Origin of the sequence: Gordonia caeni (assembly GCF_039537105.1) — a bacterium.
GTDB lineage: Bacteria > Actinomycetota > Actinomycetes > Mycobacteriales > Mycobacteriaceae > Gordonia > Gordonia caeni.
The window spans coordinates 214,641-233,043 of the sequence record NZ_BAAAZW010000008.1 but is presented as its reverse complement, the minus strand read 5'-3'; the positions used below and the strand labels follow the sequence as shown (position 1 = coordinate 233,043).

Annotated in this window: 15 protein-coding genes and 2 pseudogenes; 9 read left to right on the top strand and 8 right to left on the bottom strand. The window is 70.8% G+C overall.

Going from position 1 to position 18,403, the window contains the following annotated elements; translation table 11 throughout:
- Together ABD732_RS14670 and ABD732_RS14665 are read left to right on the top strand one after the other, a co-directional pair.
- A pseudogene (locus tag ABD732_RS14670) lies at positions 1-295 on the top strand (hypothetical protein); the annotation flags it as partial.
- 129 nt (positions 296-424) lie between these two features.
- The gene (locus ABD732_RS14665; protein WP_344785023.1) at positions 425-904 is read left to right on the top strand and encodes a tRNA (cytidine(34)-2'-O)-methyltransferase; all 480 of its coding nucleotides are present in this window, start codon (positions 425-427) and stop codon (positions 902-904) included.
- A 4-nt stretch (positions 905-908) separates the two neighbouring features.
- On the opposite strand, the gene nagB is transcribed toward ABD732_RS14665, so the two are convergent.
- From nagB to ABD732_RS14645, 4 genes and pseudogenes are all read right to left on the bottom strand, one after another.
- Complete coding sequence (gene nagB / locus ABD732_RS14660) at positions 909-1,664, bottom strand: glucosamine-6-phosphate deaminase (RefSeq protein ID WP_344785021.1); 756 nt, start codon at positions 1,662-1,664, stop codon at positions 909-911.
- Positions 1,665-1,736: 72 nt separating this feature from the next.
- The gene (locus ABD732_RS14655; protein ID WP_344785019.1) at positions 1,737-1,970 is read right to left on the bottom strand and encodes a DUF167 domain-containing protein; all 234 of its coding nucleotides are present in this window, start codon (positions 1,968-1,970) and stop codon (positions 1,737-1,739) included.
- A 29-nt stretch (positions 1,971-1,999) separates the two neighbouring features.
- Complete coding sequence (locus tag ABD732_RS14650) at positions 2,000-5,284, bottom strand: error-prone DNA polymerase (protein WP_344785017.1); 3,285 nt, start codon at positions 5,282-5,284, stop codon at positions 2,000-2,002.
- Between the two features lie 17 nt (positions 5,285-5,301).
- Positions 5,302-6,462: pseudogene (locus ABD732_RS14645) on the bottom strand (MFS transporter); the annotation flags it as partial.
- Between the two features lie 215 nt (positions 6,463-6,677).
- Here ABD732_RS14645 and ABD732_RS14640 point away from each other — a divergent pair.
- The 3 genes from ABD732_RS14640 (at position 6,678) to ABD732_RS14630 (ending at position 10,613) form a co-directional block, all read left to right on the top strand.
- Entirely contained in the window at positions 6,678-8,609 is a 1,932-nt protein-coding gene (locus tag ABD732_RS14640) for an SDR family oxidoreductase (RefSeq protein ID WP_344785015.1), read from the top strand.
- Between the two features lie 224 nt (positions 8,610-8,833).
- The gene (locus tag ABD732_RS14635) at positions 8,834-9,925 is read left to right on the top strand and encodes an alanine racemase (RefSeq protein WP_344785013.1); all 1,092 of its coding nucleotides are present in this window, start codon (positions 8,834-8,836) and stop codon (positions 9,923-9,925) included.
- A 283-nt stretch (positions 9,926-10,208) separates the two neighbouring features.
- Positions 10,209-10,613: a DUF1801 domain-containing protein gene (locus ABD732_RS14630; protein ID WP_344785011.1), complete on the top strand. Its 405-nt coding sequence runs from the start codon at positions 10,209-10,211 to the stop codon at positions 10,611-10,613.
- A 52-nt stretch (positions 10,614-10,665) separates the two neighbouring features.
- On the opposite strand, the gene ABD732_RS14625 is transcribed toward ABD732_RS14630, so the two are convergent.
- Entirely contained in the window at positions 10,666-12,267 is a 1,602-nt protein-coding gene (locus ABD732_RS14625; protein ID WP_344785009.1) for a DNA polymerase Y family protein, read from the bottom strand.
- Complete coding sequence (locus ABD732_RS14620) at positions 12,264-13,031, bottom strand: hypothetical protein (RefSeq protein WP_344785007.1); 768 nt, start codon at positions 13,029-13,031, stop codon at positions 12,264-12,266. Before ABD732_RS14620 ends, ABD732_RS14625 begins: the two co-directional genes overlap by 4 nt.
- A 139-nt stretch (positions 13,032-13,170) precedes the next feature.
- Between ABD732_RS14620 and ABD732_RS14615 the strand changes: the two genes are divergently transcribed.
- On the top strand, positions 13,171-13,728 hold the full coding sequence (locus ABD732_RS14615) for a hypothetical protein (RefSeq protein ID WP_344785005.1): 558 nt from the start codon (positions 13,171-13,173) through the stop codon (positions 13,726-13,728).
- A 70-nt stretch (positions 13,729-13,798) separates the two neighbouring features.
- Entirely contained in the window at positions 13,799-14,509 is a 711-nt protein-coding gene (locus ABD732_RS14610; RefSeq protein WP_344785003.1) for a hypothetical protein, read from the top strand.
- A 4-nt stretch (positions 14,510-14,513) separates the two neighbouring features.
- On the opposite strand, the gene ABD732_RS14605 is transcribed toward ABD732_RS14610, so the two are convergent.
- Entirely contained in the window at positions 14,514-15,170 is a 657-nt protein-coding gene (locus ABD732_RS14605; RefSeq protein ID WP_344785001.1) for a response regulator, read from the bottom strand.
- Positions 15,167-16,438 carry a PspC domain-containing protein gene (locus tag ABD732_RS14600; RefSeq protein ID WP_344784999.1) on the bottom strand — a complete coding sequence of 424 codons (1,272 nt, stop codon included), beginning with the start codon at positions 16,436-16,438 and terminating at the stop codon, positions 15,167-15,169. The genes ABD732_RS14605 and ABD732_RS14600 overlap by 4 nt, the downstream gene beginning before the upstream one ends.
- Before the next feature lie 117 nt (positions 16,439-16,555).
- Here ABD732_RS14600 and ABD732_RS14595 point away from each other — a divergent pair, with 117 nt between their 5' ends.
- Together ABD732_RS14595 and ABD732_RS14590 are read left to right on the top strand one after the other, a co-directional pair.
- Entirely contained in the window at positions 16,556-17,860 is a 1,305-nt protein-coding gene (locus tag ABD732_RS14595) for a PspC domain-containing protein (protein ID WP_344784995.1), read from the top strand.
- Positions 17,857-18,072, top strand: a complete 216-nt coding sequence (locus ABD732_RS14590; RefSeq protein WP_344784993.1) for a hypothetical protein — start codon at positions 17,857-17,859, stop codon at positions 18,070-18,072. Before ABD732_RS14595 ends, ABD732_RS14590 begins: the two co-directional genes overlap by 4 nt.
- The last annotated feature ends 331 nt before the right edge of the window (positions 18,073-18,403 follow it).

Genomic DNA, 18,403 nt, shown 5'->3' with positions numbered 1-18,403 from the left:
GGTCGCCCGCGCTCGTCCCGAACCTCACCTACGCACTCTCAGAACCGAAGAGCCGGAAGACCTGGAGCGCCTGCTCGCCCGCGACGACGTCGATGCCGAGCCCACCCGCTCCCAGGTGGCGGCCGACTGCGCCGCGCTGATGGAACTGCTGGTCTCGCACAACCGGAAGGAAGAGCCGGTCATCTACCCGCACATGGACGCCGACCTGGACGCCCCCACCCGGGAGCGGGCCGAGGAGTATCTGGCCACCGGCGCCCTTCCCGACGGCTGGGCGCCCGATCGCGCCGCCGGCTGACCCCGGTCCTAGATTTTGGCTCTTTGACCGACCGTGGCGGTCGGTTCGAGCGCCAAGATCTGCGGCGCTCTCACGACCGGCGACGCCACCCCGCTCCTCGACGGCGACATCACCTGGGAGAATGGCCCGGTGCCTGACTCCGCGCCGTTCCACATCGTCTTCTACCAGCCGTGCATCCCGCCGAACACGGGCAATGCGATCCGGATCGCGGCCAATACCGGCGCGCAGCTGCACCTGATCGAGCCGCTCGGCTTCACCATGACCGACCAGCAGGTGCGCCGGGCCGGCCTGGACTACCACGAGATGGCGCACGTGACCGTCCACCCGGACCTGGCCACCGCGTGGGAGAAGCTGCAGCCCGAACGGGTCTTCGCCTTCACCGCGCACGCCGGCACGTTCCACACCGACGTCACCTACCGCCCCGGGGACGTGCTGCTGTTCGGGCCGGAACCGACCGGCCTGCCCGACGAGGTGCTCGACGACCCGCACGTCACCGAACGGCTGCGCATCCCGATGCTCCCTGACCGCCGCTCGATGAATCTGGCGAACGCGACCAGCGTCGCGCTCTACGAGGCCTGGCGGCAGCAGGGGTTCCCCGGGGCGCAGTGAGCCGTCAGTTGCCGGGTTTGTTGTCGTAGACGTAGCGGTAGTAGTCCGCGTCGCGGAGTTTGCTCGCCGCGGCCTCGTCGACGACGATGGTCGCGTTCGGATGCCACTGCAGGATCGAGCCCGGGCACGACGCCGACAGCGGGCCCTCCACGGCCGCCGCGATCGCGTCGGCCTTGCCTTCACCGGTGGCCACCAGGACGGCGTGCTTGGCGTCGCAGATGGTGCCCAGCCCCTGGGTGATCACGTGCCGGGGCACCTCGTCGATCGAGTCGAAGAAGCGCGCGTTGTCTTCCCGGGTCTTCGCGGTGAGCGTCTTGATCCGGGTGCGCGAGGACAGCGACGACGACGGCTCGTTGAAGCCGATGTGCCCGTTGCTGCCGATCCCCAGGATCTGGACGTCCACCGGCCCGACCTCTTTGATGAGCTCGTCGTAGGCGTCGGCGGCGGCCTGGGCATCCTCGGCCATGCCGTCGGGGGGATAGACCTCGCCGATGTCGACGTGATCGCTGAAGTGCTCGCGGATGAACCGGGCGTACGACTCCGGGTGATCCGGCGGCAGCCCGACGTACTCGTCGAGCATCACCGCGTTGATCCCGGCGAAGGAGAGGCCCTCCTCCTTGTGTCGCCGGACCAGTTCTTTGTAGGTGTCCACCGGCGATGATCCGGTCGCCAGCCCCAATGTCGTGGCACCGGCGGCGATCTCCGCGCTGATGATGTCGGCGACCACTTGCTCCGGGTGGTCGGTGATCACGATCTCCATACGGCTCCCCGCTTCCTTCGGCGTACAAATCTGCGATTTGCCCGGAACACTATCGCGGCGGGGCGGCCGGTGTTATCCGATCCGGAATCGCTTGGTGCGCGAGGTGGCGCCACCGATCAACCGCACCGTCGACTTGGGCACCCCGAAGTGCTTGGCCAGCAGCAGCGCGACCGCTTTGTTCGCCTTGCCCTCGGTGGCCGGCTCGCGCACGAAGACGGTCAGCGCGCCGTCCTCGCCGGTCTCGATCAGCGGTCCTTTGCGGCTGTTGGGTTTCACCGTCACCGCGATCTGCTCGGGTACCTCCATGCCCGGAAGCCTAAGGCCTGCCCCGCCGCTCAGCTCCAGTCCCGCGACCGGGTGCCCACCCGCAGGTCCAGTTTCTGCAGGCGGTCGGCGACGACGGTCACCGCGCCCTCCGCGTTCTGCACCTTGCCGCGGATCAGCAGCGCCGACGCGGTCTGTGCCAGGGTGCGGTAGCGCGCCCACAGTCCCACCGAGCACACCACGTTCACCATCCCCGTCTCGTCCTCCAGGTTGATGAAGGTGACGCCGGCGGCGGTGGCCGGGCGCTGGCGGTGGGTCACCGCACCGCCCACCGTCACCCGGGTGCCGTCGGGCACCGACAGCAGGCCGTCGGCCGGGGTCACGCCCATCGCTTCGAGCCGCGGCCGCAGGTACTGCGTCGGATAGGTGTGCGGGGTGATGCCCGTGGACATCGCGTCCACCGCCGCCAGTTCCACGTCGGACATGCCCGGCAGGGTGGGCGCCTGCCGCGGGGAGACCACCGGCAACTGGTCCTCGCGCAGCCCGGCCACCGCGCCGGCCTCCCACAGGGCGGCCCGCCGGTCCAGGCCCAGCGACTCGAAGGCGCCGGCCGTGGCGAGCGATTCCAGTTGCGCCGCCGTCAGTTCCGTCCGGCGCGACAGGTCGGCGACGCTCTGGAACGCCCCGTCCGCGGTACGGGCGTCGACGATGCGGGCGGCGGCCTCGTCGCCCAGCCCGCGCACCGCGCCGAGCCCGATCCGCACGTCCAGGCCGTCGTTCTCCAGTTCCGCGTGCACCACCGAACGGTTGACGTCGGGGCGGTGCACCGTGACCCCGTGCCGGCGGGCGTCGGCCACCAGCGACTGCGGCGAGTAGAAGCCCATCGGCTGGGCCCGCAGCAGCGCCGCGCAGAAGGCCGCCGGATGGTGCAGCTTGAACCACGCCGAGTAGAAGACCAGCGAGGCGAAACTCTGCGAATGACTCTCCGGGAAACCGAAATTGGCGAAGGCGGCCATCTTCTCGAAGATCCGGTCGGCCATCTCCCCGGTGATCTGGTGGGTGGCCTCCATGCCCTCGTAGAACCGGGCGCGCAGGCGCTCCATCTTCTCCGGGGAGCGCTTGGAACCCATCGCGCGCCGCAGCTGATCGGCTTCGGCGGCGTCGAACCCGGCGACGTCCACCGCCAGCTGCATCAGCTGTTCCTGGAACAGCGGGATGCCCAGGGTGCGGTCGAGCGCGTTGGCCATCGACGGATGTTCCACCGCCGGTTCCTCGTCGCCGTTGCGCCGCCGGATGTACGGGTGCACCGAGCCGCCCTGGATGGGGCCGGGCCGGATCAGCGCCACCTCCACCACCAGGTCGTAGAAGGTGCGCGGTTTCAGCCGGGGCAGGGTCGCCATCTGCGCGCGGGACTCCACCTGGAAGACGCCGACGGTGTCGGCACGGCAGAGCATGTCGTAGACGGCGGCCTCGGTCAGGTCCAGTTTCGCCAGGTCCACCTCGATCCCCTTGTGCGCGGCCACCAGGTCGATCGCGTAGTGCAGCGCCGACAGCATGCCCAGGCCCAGCAGGTCGAACTTCACCAGTCCGATGGCCGCGCAGTCGTCCTTGTCCCACTGCAGGACGCTGCGGCCTTCCATGCGGGCCCACTCGGTGGGGCAGACGTCGGCGATCGGCCGGTCGCAGATCACCATGCCGCCCGAGTGGATGCCCAGATGCCGTGGCATGGCCGAGATCTCGGCGGCCATGGCGCGCACGTCGTCCGGCGCGGAGTCGGGCACTTTGCTCCACGCGTCCTGTTGGCCGGGGTCGTAGCCGAGGGCGCGGGCCATGTCGCGCACGGCCGAGCGGCCGCGGTAGGTGATCACGTTGGCCACCTGGGCGCTGTGCGCACGACCGTGCCGGGAGTAGACGTACTGGATCGCCTCCTCGCGCCGGTCGGACTCGATGTCGACGTCGATGTCCGGCGGGCCGTCGCGCTCGGGCGAGAGGAACCGTTCGAACAGCAGCTGGTTGGCCACCGGGTCGACGTTGGTGATGCCCAGGGCGTAGCAGACCGCGGAGTTCGCGGCGCTGCCGCGGCCCTGGCAGAGGATGTCGTTGCGGCGGCAGAAGTCGACGATGTCGTGCACCACCAGGAAGTAGCCGGGAAAGGTCAGCGTCTCGATGATGGCCAGCTCGCGGTCGATCTGCCGGTAGGCGTCCGGGCGTTCGGCCCGGGTGCCGTAGCGGCGGACGGCGCCGCGTTCGGTCAGCTCGCGCAACCAGCTCGCTTCGGTGTGCCCGGCGGGGACGTCGAAGGGCGGCAGTTTCGGTGCGATCAGGCCCAGGGAGAAGGAGCAGTCGGCGGCCAGCGACACCGCGTTGTCGATGGCGTCGCGGTGGGCCGGCATCAGCGCGGCCATCTCGTCGCCGCTGCGCAGGTGGGCGCCGCCCACCCCGGGCAGCCAGCCGGCGATGGTGGCGATGTCGGTGCGCGCCCGCACCGCCGCCACCGCCATGGCCAGCCGGCGGCGTTCCGGGCCGGAGAAGTGGGCGCCGGTGGTGGCGACGGTGGGCAGCCCGAACTCGGCGGCCACGCCGGCGAGCACGGCGTTGCGCTCGTCGTCGTCGCTGGTGCCCGAGGCGGTCAGCTCCACCACCACGGCGTCGTGGGAGAAGCGGTCGACCAGCTCCCCCAGCGCTTTTCGTGCTCCGGCACGACCACCGCGCGCCAGTCCCCGTCGCACCGCACCCTTGCGGCAGCCGGTGAGGATGGTCCAGTGCCCGGCCGAGGAGGTCAGCAGGTCGAGGTCGTACCGGAGCAGCCCCTTCTGGCCCCCGCTCATGTGCGCGTCGGCGATCACCCGGGACAGCCGCCGATAGCCTTCGGCATCGCGGGCCAGCACCAGCAGGTGCTCGCCGGGCGGGTCCACCGCCCCGGCGCGGGCGGCGTCCGGCTCCAGCGACAGTTCGGCACCGAAGACCGTCGCCATCCCGTATTCGCGGGCCGCTTCGGCGAAGCGCACCACCCCGTAGACGCCGTCGTGATCGGTCAGCGCCAGCCCGGTCAGTCCCAGCCGCTGCGCCTCGGTGACCATCTCCTCGGGCAGGGAGGCACCGTCGAGGAAGCTGTAGGAGCTGTGGGCGTGCAGTTCGGCGTACGGGATGCGCGAGTGCCCCTGCTCCACAGACTCCCGCCGGTAGGCCCCGCGCTTGCGCGACCACGCCGGAGAATCCCCGCCGTCACCGAGAGCTTCGGGCTCGCGGGCGTTGGGCGGAAACGTCTCCCCGCGCCGGTCGGAGGCCGACGGCGGACGGCCGGAGAGCACCCGCTCCATCTCCGACCAGCTCGGCGGTCCGTTACTCCATCCCACCCAGCCATATTAGAACATCAGTTCGATACAGGGTCTGTCTCGGATTGGATCGGAACGTACGGGCCGAAGTAGTTGAGCGCCAGCGCCACGGCGGCGCCGATCGCGCAGAGCCCGCCGAAGACCTCCGCGGTGTGCGGCAGCCCCCATTCCAGCGCCGCGGCACCGATCGCGATGGCCGGAATCGCCAGGCCGATGTAGAAGCAGAAGAACAGGGTCGCGGTGGTCGCACTGCGCTGATCAGCCGGGGCGGCCGCGGCCACCTGCTCGACCCCCTTGGACATCGTCGCGCCTTGGCCGGCGCCGGCCACCACACCGGCGACGATGAAGCCGGTCGCGGAGTCGAACAGGATCGACACCGAGATCCCGATGCAGCCGAGCATCAGCAGCGCGCAGCCGAGCAGGATCAGCCGCCGCGCGGGCACCGAGCCGGTCGTCAACTGCATCAGGGCCGAGCCGGCGAACACGCCGAACACGGCCAGCCCCTGAATCGCGACCGAGTCGATGTGCATGGACTCGCTCAGCAGGCTCGGCGCCACCGCACCGAACAGGCCGAGCACGGCGAAGCCGACCATCCCGGGCACCAGCGCCCGGCGGAAAGCCAAGCGCGCGGAGGGAGGCACCGTCAGCATGTGGATCCCCGGCGGGCGCGCATGCGGCGGACGCAGCACCGTCTCGGGGACGAAGAAGATCACCAGCAAGGCCACCAGTTGCAGGCCGAGGAGCATCCAGAACACGGTGCGCAGCGGCTCGTAGCTGATGAACTGCACCACGAGTCCGCCGAAGAGCGGCCCGATGCCCAGACCGAAGACGTTGATCGCGGTGGCCAGGAACGACGCCTTGCCGTCCGCCCACGACCGGGGAGCCAGTTCCACGATGTGCACGGTCGCGGTCGCCACGAACACGCCCGAAGCCAGCCCGGCGAAGAACCGGGCCACCAGCAGGACGGTGAGGTCGTCCGCCACCAGGAACAGCACGGTGGACGCGATCGCCGAGAGCAGCGCGGCCACCTGCATCGGGATCCGGCCGAAGACGTCGGACCAGCGGCCCACGGTGAACAGCGCCAGCAGCACGCCCACCACGTAGGTCGCGAAGACCACCGTCACGATGAAGACGGAGAAGTGAAAGTCCGTGCGGTAGATCGGATACAGCGGGGTGGGAATGGTGGTTCCCGCCATGCGACACGACGACGACGCCGAACAGGCCTCTGCGGTCGCTGTGCGTCGGCGGCGTTCTCGGCGTCACGGAGACGGGCACGTTGTGCATGATGCGAACTTAGACGACATCCGGAGAGACCGGGATCCGAACTCGAGCGCTCTGGCACGGATCCGTGCCAGAGCGTGGCGAGAATGCGTCGCACGCACGCCGACTCACCGATCTATGACAACCTGTTCTAGTGACGCATTTCTTCGTGACCGGAGGCAGCGGCTTCACCGGCCGCTGCGTTCTGTCACGTCTCCTGGCCCGGGAAGACACCACGGTGACCGTCCTGGTGCGTTCGGCATCTCTGCCCCGATTCGCCCTGGCCCTGGAACACATTCCGGGCGGTGACCGGGTGGTCACGGCCGTCGGCAACCTCACCGCCGAGGGGCTGGGACTGCACGACGAGGACGCGCTGGAGCCCATCGATCACGTCATCCATCTGGGCGCTCTCCACGACCTCACCGCAGGCGAACAGACGCTGCAGGCCGTCAACGTCGAGGGCACCGCACGGATCGCCGAGTTCGCCGCGCGGCACGGCGCCATGCTGCATCACTTCTCGTCGATCGGGGTGTCCGGGAATCACGACGGCGTCTTCTCCGAGGACGACTTCGATCTCGGCCAGGATTTCCCGACGCCGTATCACCGCGCCATGTTCGAGGCCGAGCGCGTGGTGCGCGAAACACCGGACCTGAGCTGGCGTATCTACCGGCCGTCGGCTGTGGTGGGCGATTCGGTGACCGGCGAGATCGACAAGATCTCCGGCCCCTACTTCTTCTTCCCCCGGCTCGCCCAAGTGGGCAGCCTGCCTTCGTTCCTGCCGATTCCACTGCCCAACGGCGGTTCCCTCAACATGGTGCCGGTGGACTATGTGGCCGACGCGTTGGTGGCCCTGACCGGTTACCGCCCCGGCGAATCGGGGCTGGTCTTCCATCTGTGCGACCCGGAGCACCGGACCGCCACCGACCTGTTCAACATGATGGCCCCGACACTCGGTGGACCGCGCGGCTTCGAGATCGTGCCCGGCGCGCTGGCCCGGCCGATGCTGGCCGCCACCAGCCACAATCCGCTGCGCCCGGGGCGCGACCTGGTGGCCGAGCAACTCGGCATCCCGCCGGTGGTCCTCGATTCGATCTCCGTGCCGGTGACCGTGCTGTCCGATACGTCCGTCGCTGTCCTCGACGGTCTCGGCGTGCGGCTGCCCGCGCTCGCCGACTACGCGCCGACGCTGTGGAAGTACTGGGCGGAGAAGCTGGATCCGGGACGGCATCGCCGGGACGATCCACGCGGGGCGCTGGTCGGCAAGAACATCGTCATCACCGGCGGTTCGGCCGGGATCGGCAAGGCGACGGCCCGGATGTGCATCACGCGCGGCGCCAACGTGATCCTGGTGTCCCGCGACGCCGACCGACTGGTCGAGGTAGCCGACGAGCTGAACGCCGAGCTGCCCAAGCCGGGCATGCCCCTGGGGGTGGCCTCGGCCTATCCCACCGACATCACCGATGAGGCTTCGGTGCGCACGCTGGTGAAGTCGATCATCGCCGAGCACGACCACATCGACGTCCTGGTGAACAATGCCGGCCGGTCCATCCGGCGCGCCTCGGTGAACGCCGTGGACCGCGCGCACGACTACCAGCGGATGATGGCGGTCAATTACTTCGGCGCGGTGTACATGACGCTGTCGGTGCTGCCGCACATGATCGACCGGCAGGCCGGGCACATCGTGAACGTGTCCTCGGCCGAGGTGCAGAGCCGCGCACCGCGATTCGGCGCCTACGCGGCCTCGAAGGCGGCGCTGGAGGCGTTCGCCGATGCGACGAGCGCGGAGACGCTGTCCGACCACGTCACGTTCAGCACGGTGCGCCTGCCGCTCACCCGCACCCGGATGATCGCCCCCACCCGCGCCTACGAGTCCCGCCGCGGCATCTGGGGCGTGGACAAGGCTGCGCACCGGATCCTCAAGGCGATCGTCGACCGGCCGAAGCGGGTGACCTCCTTCTGGGGCGACCTCGCCGAGTTCGGCCACTGGGCCGCCCCCCGCCTCACCAATCGCGTGATGCACCAGCAGTACCTCCTGGTCGACGAATCCGAAGCCGCCCTGGGCACCCAGCCTCCCACCGCTCCTTGAGCCTCCCCACCCGCCCCTTGAGCGCCCCACCCGCTCCTTGAGCCGGACGAGCCGCTAGGCGAGTCCGTGTCGAAAGGAAAGCGGCCCCTGTGCGCCGCCCCTTGAGCCCGTGTCGAAAGGAAGCCGCCCCACCGCTCCTTGAGCCGGACGAGCCGCTAGGCGAGTCCGAGTCGAAAGGACAGCGGCCGCCCCCACGACCGCCACCAGAAGGCACACTGGCTTCCATGACCGACACTCCCTACCTGCTGGTCGACGACGCCGTGCTCCGCCGCAATCTGGAAACCCTCGCCGAGCAGGTCGCCGCGCACGGCCTCGAGCTACGCCCGCACGCCAAGACCCACAAGTGCGCGCAGGTGGCCCGGCGTCAGATGGATTGCGGCGCGACCGGTCTCACGGTCGCCACCATCGGCGAGGCGGAAGCCTTCGCGGCGGCCGGCTTCACCGATCTGTTCATCGCCTACCCGCTGTGGCTGTCCGACGACAAAGCCGCACGACTCCGCGCCCTCACTGAATCCGTTGCGGCCGGTGGCGCGACGATCCGCGTCGGGGTCGACTCGATTGCCGGAGCTCAGCGTCTGGCGGCCGGGCTGGCCGGCGCACCGGTCGAGGTGATGGTCGAGATCGATTCGGGGCAGCACCGCACCGGCGTGGCACCCGGCGAGGCCGGCGCCCTCGCCGCCGCGGCGCGCGAGGCGGGCCTGACCGTGGTCGGCGTCTTCACCTTCCCCGGCCACGGTTACGGTCCCGGCGATGCCCGCCGCGACGCGGCACGACAGGAAGCCGAGGCACTGTCGACCGCGGCGGAGTCGTTGCGCCACAGCGGGATCGAACCACGAGTGATCAGCGGCGGTTCCACCCCGACCGTCGCCTTCACCGGCGCCGGCGAGCTCACCGAGGTGCGTCCCGGGGTCTACCCGTTCAACGACGCCCAGCAGGTGGAGCTGGGCAGCTGCACCTGGGACGACGTGGCCCTCGTCGCCGTCGCCACCGTGGTCAGCACTGACGCCCAGGTCCCTGAGCCCCGTCGAAGGGCGGTCCTCGACGCCGGCAGCAAGGTGCTCGGCGCGGACCGCCCTGCTTGGACCACCGGCTTCGGCCGGCTCCCCGATCATCCCGACGCGCGCATCACCTCGCTGTCCGAGCACCACGCCGTCGTCGAGTTCCCGCCCGACGCCGCCGCACCCGCCCTCGGCGATCGGGTCCGGGTGGCGCCGAATCACGTCTGCTCCGCGGTGAACCTCGCCGACGAACTCGTCGCCCAGACCGCGAACGGCCTGGAGCACTGGCCCCTCCTCGCCCGCGGCGCCAATCGCTGACCCCACACGTTGGTCTGCCCCCACACGCCGGTCGAGCCCCGCACGCCGGTCGAGCGAAGTCGAGACCAACCCCGGCCCGAAGCCCTCGCTGTATCCTTATCGCGTGGCATCCGCTGCCACGCCTCGCGCAATCGATGGTGAAGTGCTCACCTGACACATTCGCGGAGAGGACTGAGTCACTCAGGACACGTCCGGAATGGAGAATGCGCAACCCGCCCGTACCCCGCGGGCGAGTTGTCATGTCCATGCCGCGTCAGCGGCGCGAGAGAAAGCGTCCGACACCATGTCCGACCCCAGCAAGGCCCCCAAAGTCAGCAAAGATCAGCGGGCGGTGACCGACAAGATCGAGTCGATGCCCGAGCCGTACCGCGCCGTCGCCGAGCGGCTGCACCAGACCATCCTCTCGGCCGGCCCTAAACTGAAGCCGCGGCTTTGGTACGGCATGCCGGGCTATGCGACCGCCCGCAGCGCCCCGGTGCTGGTCTTCTTCCGGCTCGACGACGATCTGATGACCGTCGGTCTCACCGAGAAGGCACATCTGGAGCGCGAACCGGGTGCGGCGGACACCCTGATGCCGTGCGCCTGGTATCTGACCGAGATCAACGAGGCCACCGAGGCACGCGTCGCCGACGTCGTACGGTCGGCGTTCGCCGATCAGGTCAGCGAGCCCGGACCGCCTTCGCCGTAGATACGACCGGATCGGCCGCCGGCGGCATCGTCTCCGGCGGCCGATCCACGTCTCACTCGTAGACGCCCTCCACCGACCAGGCGGCCCCGCGGTAGCAGAGCAGCAGCGCCCGGGACTGCCCCGACTCCGGCGACGGTTCCAGCAGTACCTGCGCCCGGGCCATCACCGCGCCGGCGCGGGCCGAGAAGCCGCCCCGGGCGCCGGGCTCGTCGTCGATGCCGAACGGCCACGGCCCGGCCCACCAGTGGATGCGCCGCTGCTGCCGGCCCATCCGCACCTCGACGGGTTCGGCGCTGAAGGCGCCGCGCCCGGTCACCGCCACCGGTTCGCCGGCGGCGTCGAGCAGTTCCGCCTGCCCCGTGGACAGCAGCGCCGGCAGCGGGCGGGCCAGAGCGTCGGGCCAGGAGGCGTCGACGGGGCGCTCGAGCGCGGCTTCGTCGCCGTAGGTCACCAGACAGACCCGTTCGGCCGGGCCACGTCCGCCGCTGGGCACCGGGACCCGGACGGCCTCGCCGCCGAGCAGGCCCTGCACCCGGACCAGGGAGCGGCGGGCACGATCGCCCAGGCCGCCGGCCCCCGAGTCCGGCGGCAGCCCGGCCCCGGTGAGCACGTATTGCAGCGCGCCCGGATCCACCAGTTCCACCGGTTCCAGGATCAGGCGCACCAGCGGCGAGTCCGGCCTGTCCTGCGCAGTGAGCCAGCCCTCCAACTGCCAGCGGACCCGGTCGGCGGTGGCGTCCGGGGTCAGCGGCTCGGCGGCCCGCCAGGTCCGCGAATGCCACTGCCCCTGCTCGGTGACCACGTGCACCGTCAGCCGCGTGCACGCCAGCGCCGCCGCCGACAGACGACGATGCAGGTCTTCGGCCAGCCGCCGCCCCAGGAAGGCGGCCGCGTCGATCCGGTCCACCGGCGGATCGCAGTGATGGATCACCTCCAGGTCCGCGGGGATCGGGGCCCGCGCCGGCCGCCGCCCCGGCTCCGCCGACGCCATCCGATGCGCCAGCACCGCATCGGCGGAGAACCGGGAGGCCACATCGGCGACGTCGAGCTCGGCGAACCGGCCGAGGGTCCGCAATCCCAAGCGCCACAGCAGGTTCACCAGGTCGTCCCGGCCCGCCACGGTCAGCGACGGCTCGATCACCAGATCGGCGACGGGCCGGTCGGCCAGGAAGGCGGCGTCCCCGCCAGGCGACACGATGCGGCCCGCACGGGCGGCCAGTACCGCGGTGAACAGCTGATCGGCCACCCCGACCTGCGCGGTGACGCCGATCGCCTCGACCGCTTCGGCCACCGCCTCGGCCAGGCCGGTCTCCCCACCGAAGTAGCGAGCGGCGCGGTCGGCGGCCGCCACCAGCAGACCGGGCCGCAGCACTTCGGTCATCGGGATCACGGCGGTCGCCGCCGTCACCACCGACTCGAAGAAGCGGCCGTCCCGGTGCGGATCGTCCTGCGTCACCGTCAGTTCCGGACAGGCGGCCTGGGCTTGTCGTTTCCGCATGCCCCGACGGACTCCGGATCGTCGTGCGCTGCGCGAGCAGGCCACCACCTTCCCTGCGGCGAGCACCGCGATCGGTTCGGTGCCCACCAGATCCAGGCCCCGGGCCGCGGCGGTCGCCGGCCAGTCGGGGCACCACAGCGCCAATACCCGGGTCAATTCGCCACCCGCAACCGGTTGTCGTGCGGCGCTGCCGCCACCAGCCGCAGCGGGCCGTCTTCCCCGATGCCGGGCGCCACCAGTTCGCAGCGCACTCCGCGCGGCACGATGCCCGTCCCGGCCACGCCGATGTCCACCTGGAGTCCGCCGATCCGTCCGTACCCGTTGCGCCGCAACGGGAGATGCCGGTAGCCGGCCACCTGAGCGTCCATGCGGACCGCGGCGCCGGGCCACACCCCGGACGGCCCCACCGCCATCAGCGTCGACGACTGCCGCCGCGCCCGGCCGGTCAGCACCCGCGCTCGCGACGGCGTCACCCGGTCGATGCCGACCAGCACCAGGTCGATCCCGTCCAGCAGCACCGCGGCCACCTCGAGCAGGTCCACCGCCGAGCCGCCCGTCCCGGGCGAGGTCGCGGGGACCACGGCGATCCGACTCAGGTCGGCCCCCAGGTCGGCGGCCATCGCCAGGTTCAGTTGCGGAAGTCCCACCAGCGCGGCAGTGGCGCCCGCGGCGCTGGCCGCGGCCAGCAGGGCCACCGGCAGCGTCATCGCCCCGCTGACCGCCGCCACCGAGCCGGGCACCAGCCCCCCGCGCGGCAGCAACTCGGCGACCGGCCCGGGCACCGGCAGCACCGGACTCCCGCTCGTCGAGCCGTCGGCGGCACTGCCGGTTGAGCCGGTCGAAACCTCCGACATCTGCGCGAGCTTGCGCCGCAGCGCCGCCACAGTGGCAGGCTGTTTCTGGACATTCTGATCGGACATGCGCTTCCCCTCGCCTGACGACCATTCGTTGCAGCGGCAGGGAAGATACCGATGTTCGAACTTCTGTTCGATAGATTAGCGCTCGGTGCACGCCGGCGTCAACGCCGCAGGAGAGGGCCCGCACGGTAGATTCTTCGCCATGCAGCAGCGCATCTTCGCCCTGGTGATCGGGGCTCTGGCGATCGCGGCGATCGTCCTGACCTCGCTTCCCTGGGCCGGTTCCGGACCGCTGGGCCACGGCCTGCAGTGGAACGGCTTCGGCGGTGCCGACTACGGCACCATCGAGGATCCGACACTGCCGGTCGATGAGATCGCGGCCGCTCCGCTCGGGATCTTCGTGGTGATCGCCGCCGTCGCCGCACTGCTCGCCGCCATCGCCATGGCGGTTCCCGCGCTGGCCGGTCCGGCCACCCCGCTGCGCTGGGTCGCCGCGCTGTTCACCTTGGTCGCCGCCGCGGTGCCGATCACCGTCATCCTCAGCCCGCAGGTCTTCCTCGGCCGGTCGTTCGAAGCCGTCAACGCACGCGAGGTGCTCTCCGATCCGCACTACCGCGACCTGGTGCGCGAGCGGATCCTGGAAGTCCCGACCCTGATCGCCCTCGCGGTGGTGCTGGTCGTCACGGCGGCCGTCTGCGTGGCCGCGGCCGTGACGGCACCGTCTCGCCAGGTGACGCCCGAGATCCTGTCCGAGACCTGACCGCCGGCACTCCCTTCGCCACACGCCCGTTCAGGAAACGCTCACCCGCCGCCGAGTAGATTCGACAATCATGCAGCAGCAGCAACGGCGCCTGTACTCCTTCGCGATCGGACTGGTCGCAGTCCTGACGATCGGCAGCACACTCGCCCCCTGGGTCACCCTGGACAAGCTCGGCGTTCCGGCGAGCTGGAACGGCATCGGCCGCACCTCCGACGCCGCGCTCGCCGACGAAGGTGTGGGACCGCACGCCTACGGCTGGTGGGTGGTCGCGGCTGCGGTCGTGGCTCTGCTGGCCGGCCTGCTGCTGCTCGGTTCGGCCTCGCTGGCCCGCCGGGCCGTGCCCGTTCTCTGGGTCGCCACGATCGGCGTGCTCGCCGCCCTGGCCGTGCCGATCACCGCGCTGGTGAATCCCGACTGGCTGATCGGCGACTTCTTCCACGAGATCGGGGCCCGCGACCTCGCCCAGCTGATGGGCCGCGATTTCCTGAACGTCCCGGTCCTGATCTTCGTGATCGTCGCCCTGCTGCTGTTGGCGGTGCTGTGCGCGGGTACCGCCCTCACTCTCCGGCCGATCCGCACGCGCCTGCGGATCAGCATCGACCGCGGCACCGACGGCAAGCCGGTCGCGAAGGCCACCCCCGCGAAGGCCACTGAGAAGGTCTCGCCCGAGACCACCCCCGAAGACGACGTCGAAGAGGATGTTGACGAGGATGTCGACGAGGACGCGGTAGAAGAAGCAGACGAGGTCCCCGCCGACAGGACGAAGGCCGACGAGCGCTGACCGCTTACCCGATCTGCCGGTTCACCGCCCAGCGGGTGAGGGCGTTGCGGTTGGACTGCTGGGTCTTGCGGAGGACGTTCGAGGCGTGGGTCTCCACGGTCTTGACCGAGATGAACAGTTCCTCGGCGATCTCGCGGTAGGTGTAGCCGCGCGCCAGCAGCCGCAGCACCTCCATCTCGCGGCGGGTCAGCGAATCCAGCTCCGGGTCCAGGGCCGGTTCGGGCGTCGGCGAGCGGCCGGTGAACGAGTCGAGCACGAAGCCGGCCAGCCGCGGGCTGAAGACCGCGTCGCCCTCGGCGACCCGCCGAACTGCATCGGCCAATTCGCTGCCGCTGATGGTCTTGGTGACGTAGCCGCGGGCGCCGGCGCGGATGGTGGCGATCACGTCGGCCGCCGCGTCCGACACCGACAGCGCCAGAAACACCGGCGCGTCCGAGCCGAGTGCGTCGGTCACCCCGCGCAACACGGCGACGCCGCCCCCGCCGGGCATGTGCACGTCCAGCAGCACCACGTCGGGCCGCTGTTCGACGATCCCGGCGATGGCCTCGGGCACCGTGCCGGCGTCGCCGATCACCTCCATCGCCTCCTCGGAGGCCAGCTCCGCGCGGACGCCGGAGCGGAAGACGGCGTGGTCGTCGACCAGATACACCCGATACGTCATGAATCCTCCTCTTTCTCCCCGGCCGGTCGTGCGACTCCGCTCGTTGGTCGAGTGGAGTCGAGACCCGCCCGCGGCAGCGTCAGCGTCACATTGGTCCCGCGGCCCGGCGTCGATCGCAGTTCCACTTCGCCGCCCGCGCGTTCCATCCTGCCCCGGATCGACCGGGAGATGCCCTGGCGGTCGTCGTCGACGGCCTCGGGGTCGAAGCCGACGCCGCGGTCGCGCACGAAGACCTCCACCCGTTCGTCGAGTACCTCGGCGTACACGTCCACCTTCGCCGCGCCGGAGTGCTTGGCGGCGTTCACCAGCGCCTCGCGGGTGGCCGCGATCAGCGAGCTGGCCGAGCGCGCCCAGGCCTCGTCGCGCAGTTCTTCCGGCGTGGTGTCGCCGACGGTCACCGCTTCGATCTCGGTGCCGTACGACTCCTCCACCTCGGCTCCCAGCGCGGTGATGGCCGCCGCGAACGACTCCCGGCGCTGCGCCGGGTCGCCGAACAGCCAGGTCCGCAGTTCGCGTTCCTGCCGCCGGGCCAGCCGGGCGACGGTGTCCGGGTTGGCTGCCTGCTTCTGGATCAGTGCGAGGGTCTGCAGCACCGAGTCGTGCAGGTGGGAGGCGATCTCTTCGCGTTCGGCGTTGCGGATCCGAGCGGCGCGTTCGGCGTCGAGCGCGCGCAGCAGCCGCATCCACAGCGGCACCGTCAGCAGCACCACGCCCACCAGGGTCGCCAGGACGGCGAGGACCGTGGAGTTCACGCCGCCCAGCGCCGAGCCGCTGGCCACCACCATCACCACCAGGCCACCGATCACCAGCACGGCGCCGACGACCAAGCGCAGCCAGGTGACCACCGTGCGCTGCGACCCCGAACCCAGGCCGGTGACGTCCACCTCGCGCCACACCAGGGCGGCGCCGCCGAGGACGAAGACCACCGCGACCAGTTGCTGCGCGGGAGCGTTCGAGGCGACGACGGCGCTGATCAGCAGCGCCACCACCCCCAGGACGACGAGACCGTAGGCCTGTCGCCGTTCCGCAGTCCGGGGCGGGTCGGCGTCCTCGCCCAGCGGGGCGAAGAACCAGAGCGCGGCGTAGGCGGCGGCGCCCGCGCCGGCCAGCGCCGTCAGCACCACGAAGACCACGCGCACGCGGAAGACGTCGACGCCCAGGTGGTCGGCGATGCCGCCGGCCACCCCGGCAACCACTTTGCCGCCGTTGCGTCGATACAGCTTCGGCGTCGACTCCGCCGCCGCCTCGCGGGTGATCTCAGTTCTCATCACCTTCGATACTGGCACGCCCGGAGCCGATTTCCCTCTCCCCACCGCAGAGTTCAGGGACCATCTCAGGGTCCTTCCCGATACCTTCGGCAGGTGGCCGGGCGCAAAGATGGAGTCATGAACACGACGATGCTGGCCGACCTCTGGGCGACCCGTCCGGTCCGCCGCCGCCCCGCCAAATGGGCCGGCGTGTGTGCCGGATTCGGTGCGCGCTACAACGTGGACCCGACGCTGGTCCGCGTGGCGTTCGTGATCGCGACCATCTTCGGCGGCGCCGGCGTGCTGCTGTACCTGGCCGCGATCGTGGCGCTGCCGCACGAACGCCGCGCCCACGAGGAGCACGACCACTCCAAGCACACCCTCGGACTGCCCAAGGGCAGGTTCATCGTCCTGGTGATCATCGCGATCGTCTTGGTCAGCAGTTTCGGTGGCCGCACCTGGAGCGGCGGCGGTTTGGTCGGCGCCGCTCTTCTACTCCTCGGCTGGTGGCTGCTCTACCAGCGCACCCCCGTCGCCCCGCCCGGCACCTCCGCCGCGACCTTCGACCCGTCGGGTGCGCCGGTGGGCCCGGTTGAAAACACGGCGCCCACAGCGCCCTTCGGGCCCGCCGAAGCGACGGCGCCCGCGGTGCCCGCCGAACAGCCGGCCTCGGCGTCGCCGGGTCAGCCCGTCGAGAGTGCGGTCACCGGCGAGCCCGCCGAAACGACCTCCGATACCCCACTCCTGATCGACTCCCCGCCCACGCCTCCGGCATGGGATCCGCTCGGCGTCGCGCCGTTCGCCTGGGATCTGCCGGAACCGCCGGCCCAGACCCCGCCGCCGGCTCCGCTGACGCCGCGGTCGCCGGTCACTCCGGTGACCACCGGGCTTGCCGTTCTGGTCGGTGTCGCGGGAGCCTCCCTGCACTGGATGGGCGTGGACTGGTTCACCACCGGGCGGATCGCCTCGATGGTCCTGCTGGTCTTCGGCGCCGGAATGGTGGTCGCCGGCCTCCAGCGGCGCGCCGAAGGAGCACACGCCTCCGGGCTGGTGCCCCTGGGCATGCTGACGGCCGCCGTGGTGGTCGTGGGTTCACTGGTGTCCTCCAGCGGCTGGTCGGCACCCTCCGGCGGTGTCGGCGAACGGAAGTGGGCGCCCACCGAGCAGTCGCAGCTGCGCGACGACTACCAGCTGACCGTCGGCAACACGATCCTGGATCTGCGCGGCCTCGAGACCCTCGAGCACGATCAGACCGTCAACATCAAGCAGGGCGTCGGTCAGGTCGAGGTGCTGCTGCCGGAGAAGGTGCGCGTCCGCGCCGAGTGCAGCGTCGGGATCGGCGAATTCACCTGCCCGCAAGGCATCGTCGGCGGAAACGACGACGGCCCCGTCCTCACCATCAACGCCCGCACGGGTATGGGAAATGTGGAGATGAACAAGTGAACGACACCGAGAACCTGCCCGAGGCGCGCCGGTCCCCGCTCCTGATCGTCGCCGGGGTCGTGGCCCTGGCGGTCGGCGCATGGGGCCTGTCCGGCGGCCCCAGCGTCCCCGAACTCAACCTGCTCCCGTGGATCCTGATCGGCGTCGGCACCCTCGCCGGCATCATCCTGATCGCCAGCGGCTTCCGCCGCCCCCGCTCCATCGGAGATTGAGCCCCGCCCGCTGATCGACTCCACTCCTTGAGCCGGACCGAGGCGATAGTCGAGGCCACTATCGCCGCTCCTTGAGCCGGGCCCAGGCGCCAGCCGACGCCACTATCGCCGCTCCTTGAGCCGGGCCGAGGCGATAGTCGAGGCCACTATCGCCGCTCCTTGAGCCGGGCCGAGGCGCCAGCCGACGCCACTATCGCCGCTCCTTGAGCCGGGCCCAGGCGCCAGCCGAGGCCACTATCGCCGCTCCTTGAGCCGGGCCGAGGCGCCAGCCGAGGTCCGTGTCGAAAGGAAAGCTCCCGGCGCCGCCAAGACCAAATGTCCGACCCCCGCC

Bases quoted from the DNA above. Each gene is read 5' to 3' on its own strand.
- nagB (WP_344785021.1), bottom strand. From the start codon at position 1,664: ATGGAGATCGTGATCACCGACCACCCGGAGCAAGTGGTCGCCGACATC.
- ABD732_RS14655 (WP_344785019.1), bottom strand. From the start codon at position 1,970: ATGGAGGTACCCGAGCAGATCGCGGTGACGGTGAAACCCAACAGCCGC.
- ABD732_RS14635 (WP_344785013.1), top strand. From the start codon at position 8,834: ATGACCGACACTCCCTACCTGCTGGTCGACGACGCCGTGCTCCGCCGC.
- ABD732_RS14630 (WP_344785011.1), top strand. From the start codon at position 10,209: ATGTCCGACCCCAGCAAGGCCCCCAAAGTCAGCAAAGATCAGCGGGCG.
- ABD732_RS14620 (WP_344785007.1), bottom strand. From the start codon at position 13,031: ATGTCCGATCAGAATGTCCAGAAACAGCCTGCCACTGTGGCGGCGCTG.
- ABD732_RS14615 (WP_344785005.1), top strand. From the start codon at position 13,171: ATGCAGCAGCGCATCTTCGCCCTGGTGATCGGGGCTCTGGCGATCGCG.
- ABD732_RS14610 (WP_344785003.1), top strand. From the start codon at position 13,799: ATGCAGCAGCAGCAACGGCGCCTGTACTCCTTCGCGATCGGACTGGTC.
- ABD732_RS14605 (WP_344785001.1), bottom strand. From the start codon at position 15,170: ATGACGTATCGGGTGTATCTGGTCGACGACCACGCCGTCTTCCGCTCC.
- ABD732_RS14600 (WP_344784999.1), bottom strand. From the start codon at position 16,438: ATGAGAACTGAGATCACCCGCGAGGCGGCGGCGGAGTCGACGCCGAAG.
- ABD732_RS14595 (WP_344784995.1), top strand. From the start codon at position 16,556: ATGAACACGACGATGCTGGCCGACCTCTGGGCGACCCGTCCGGTCCGC.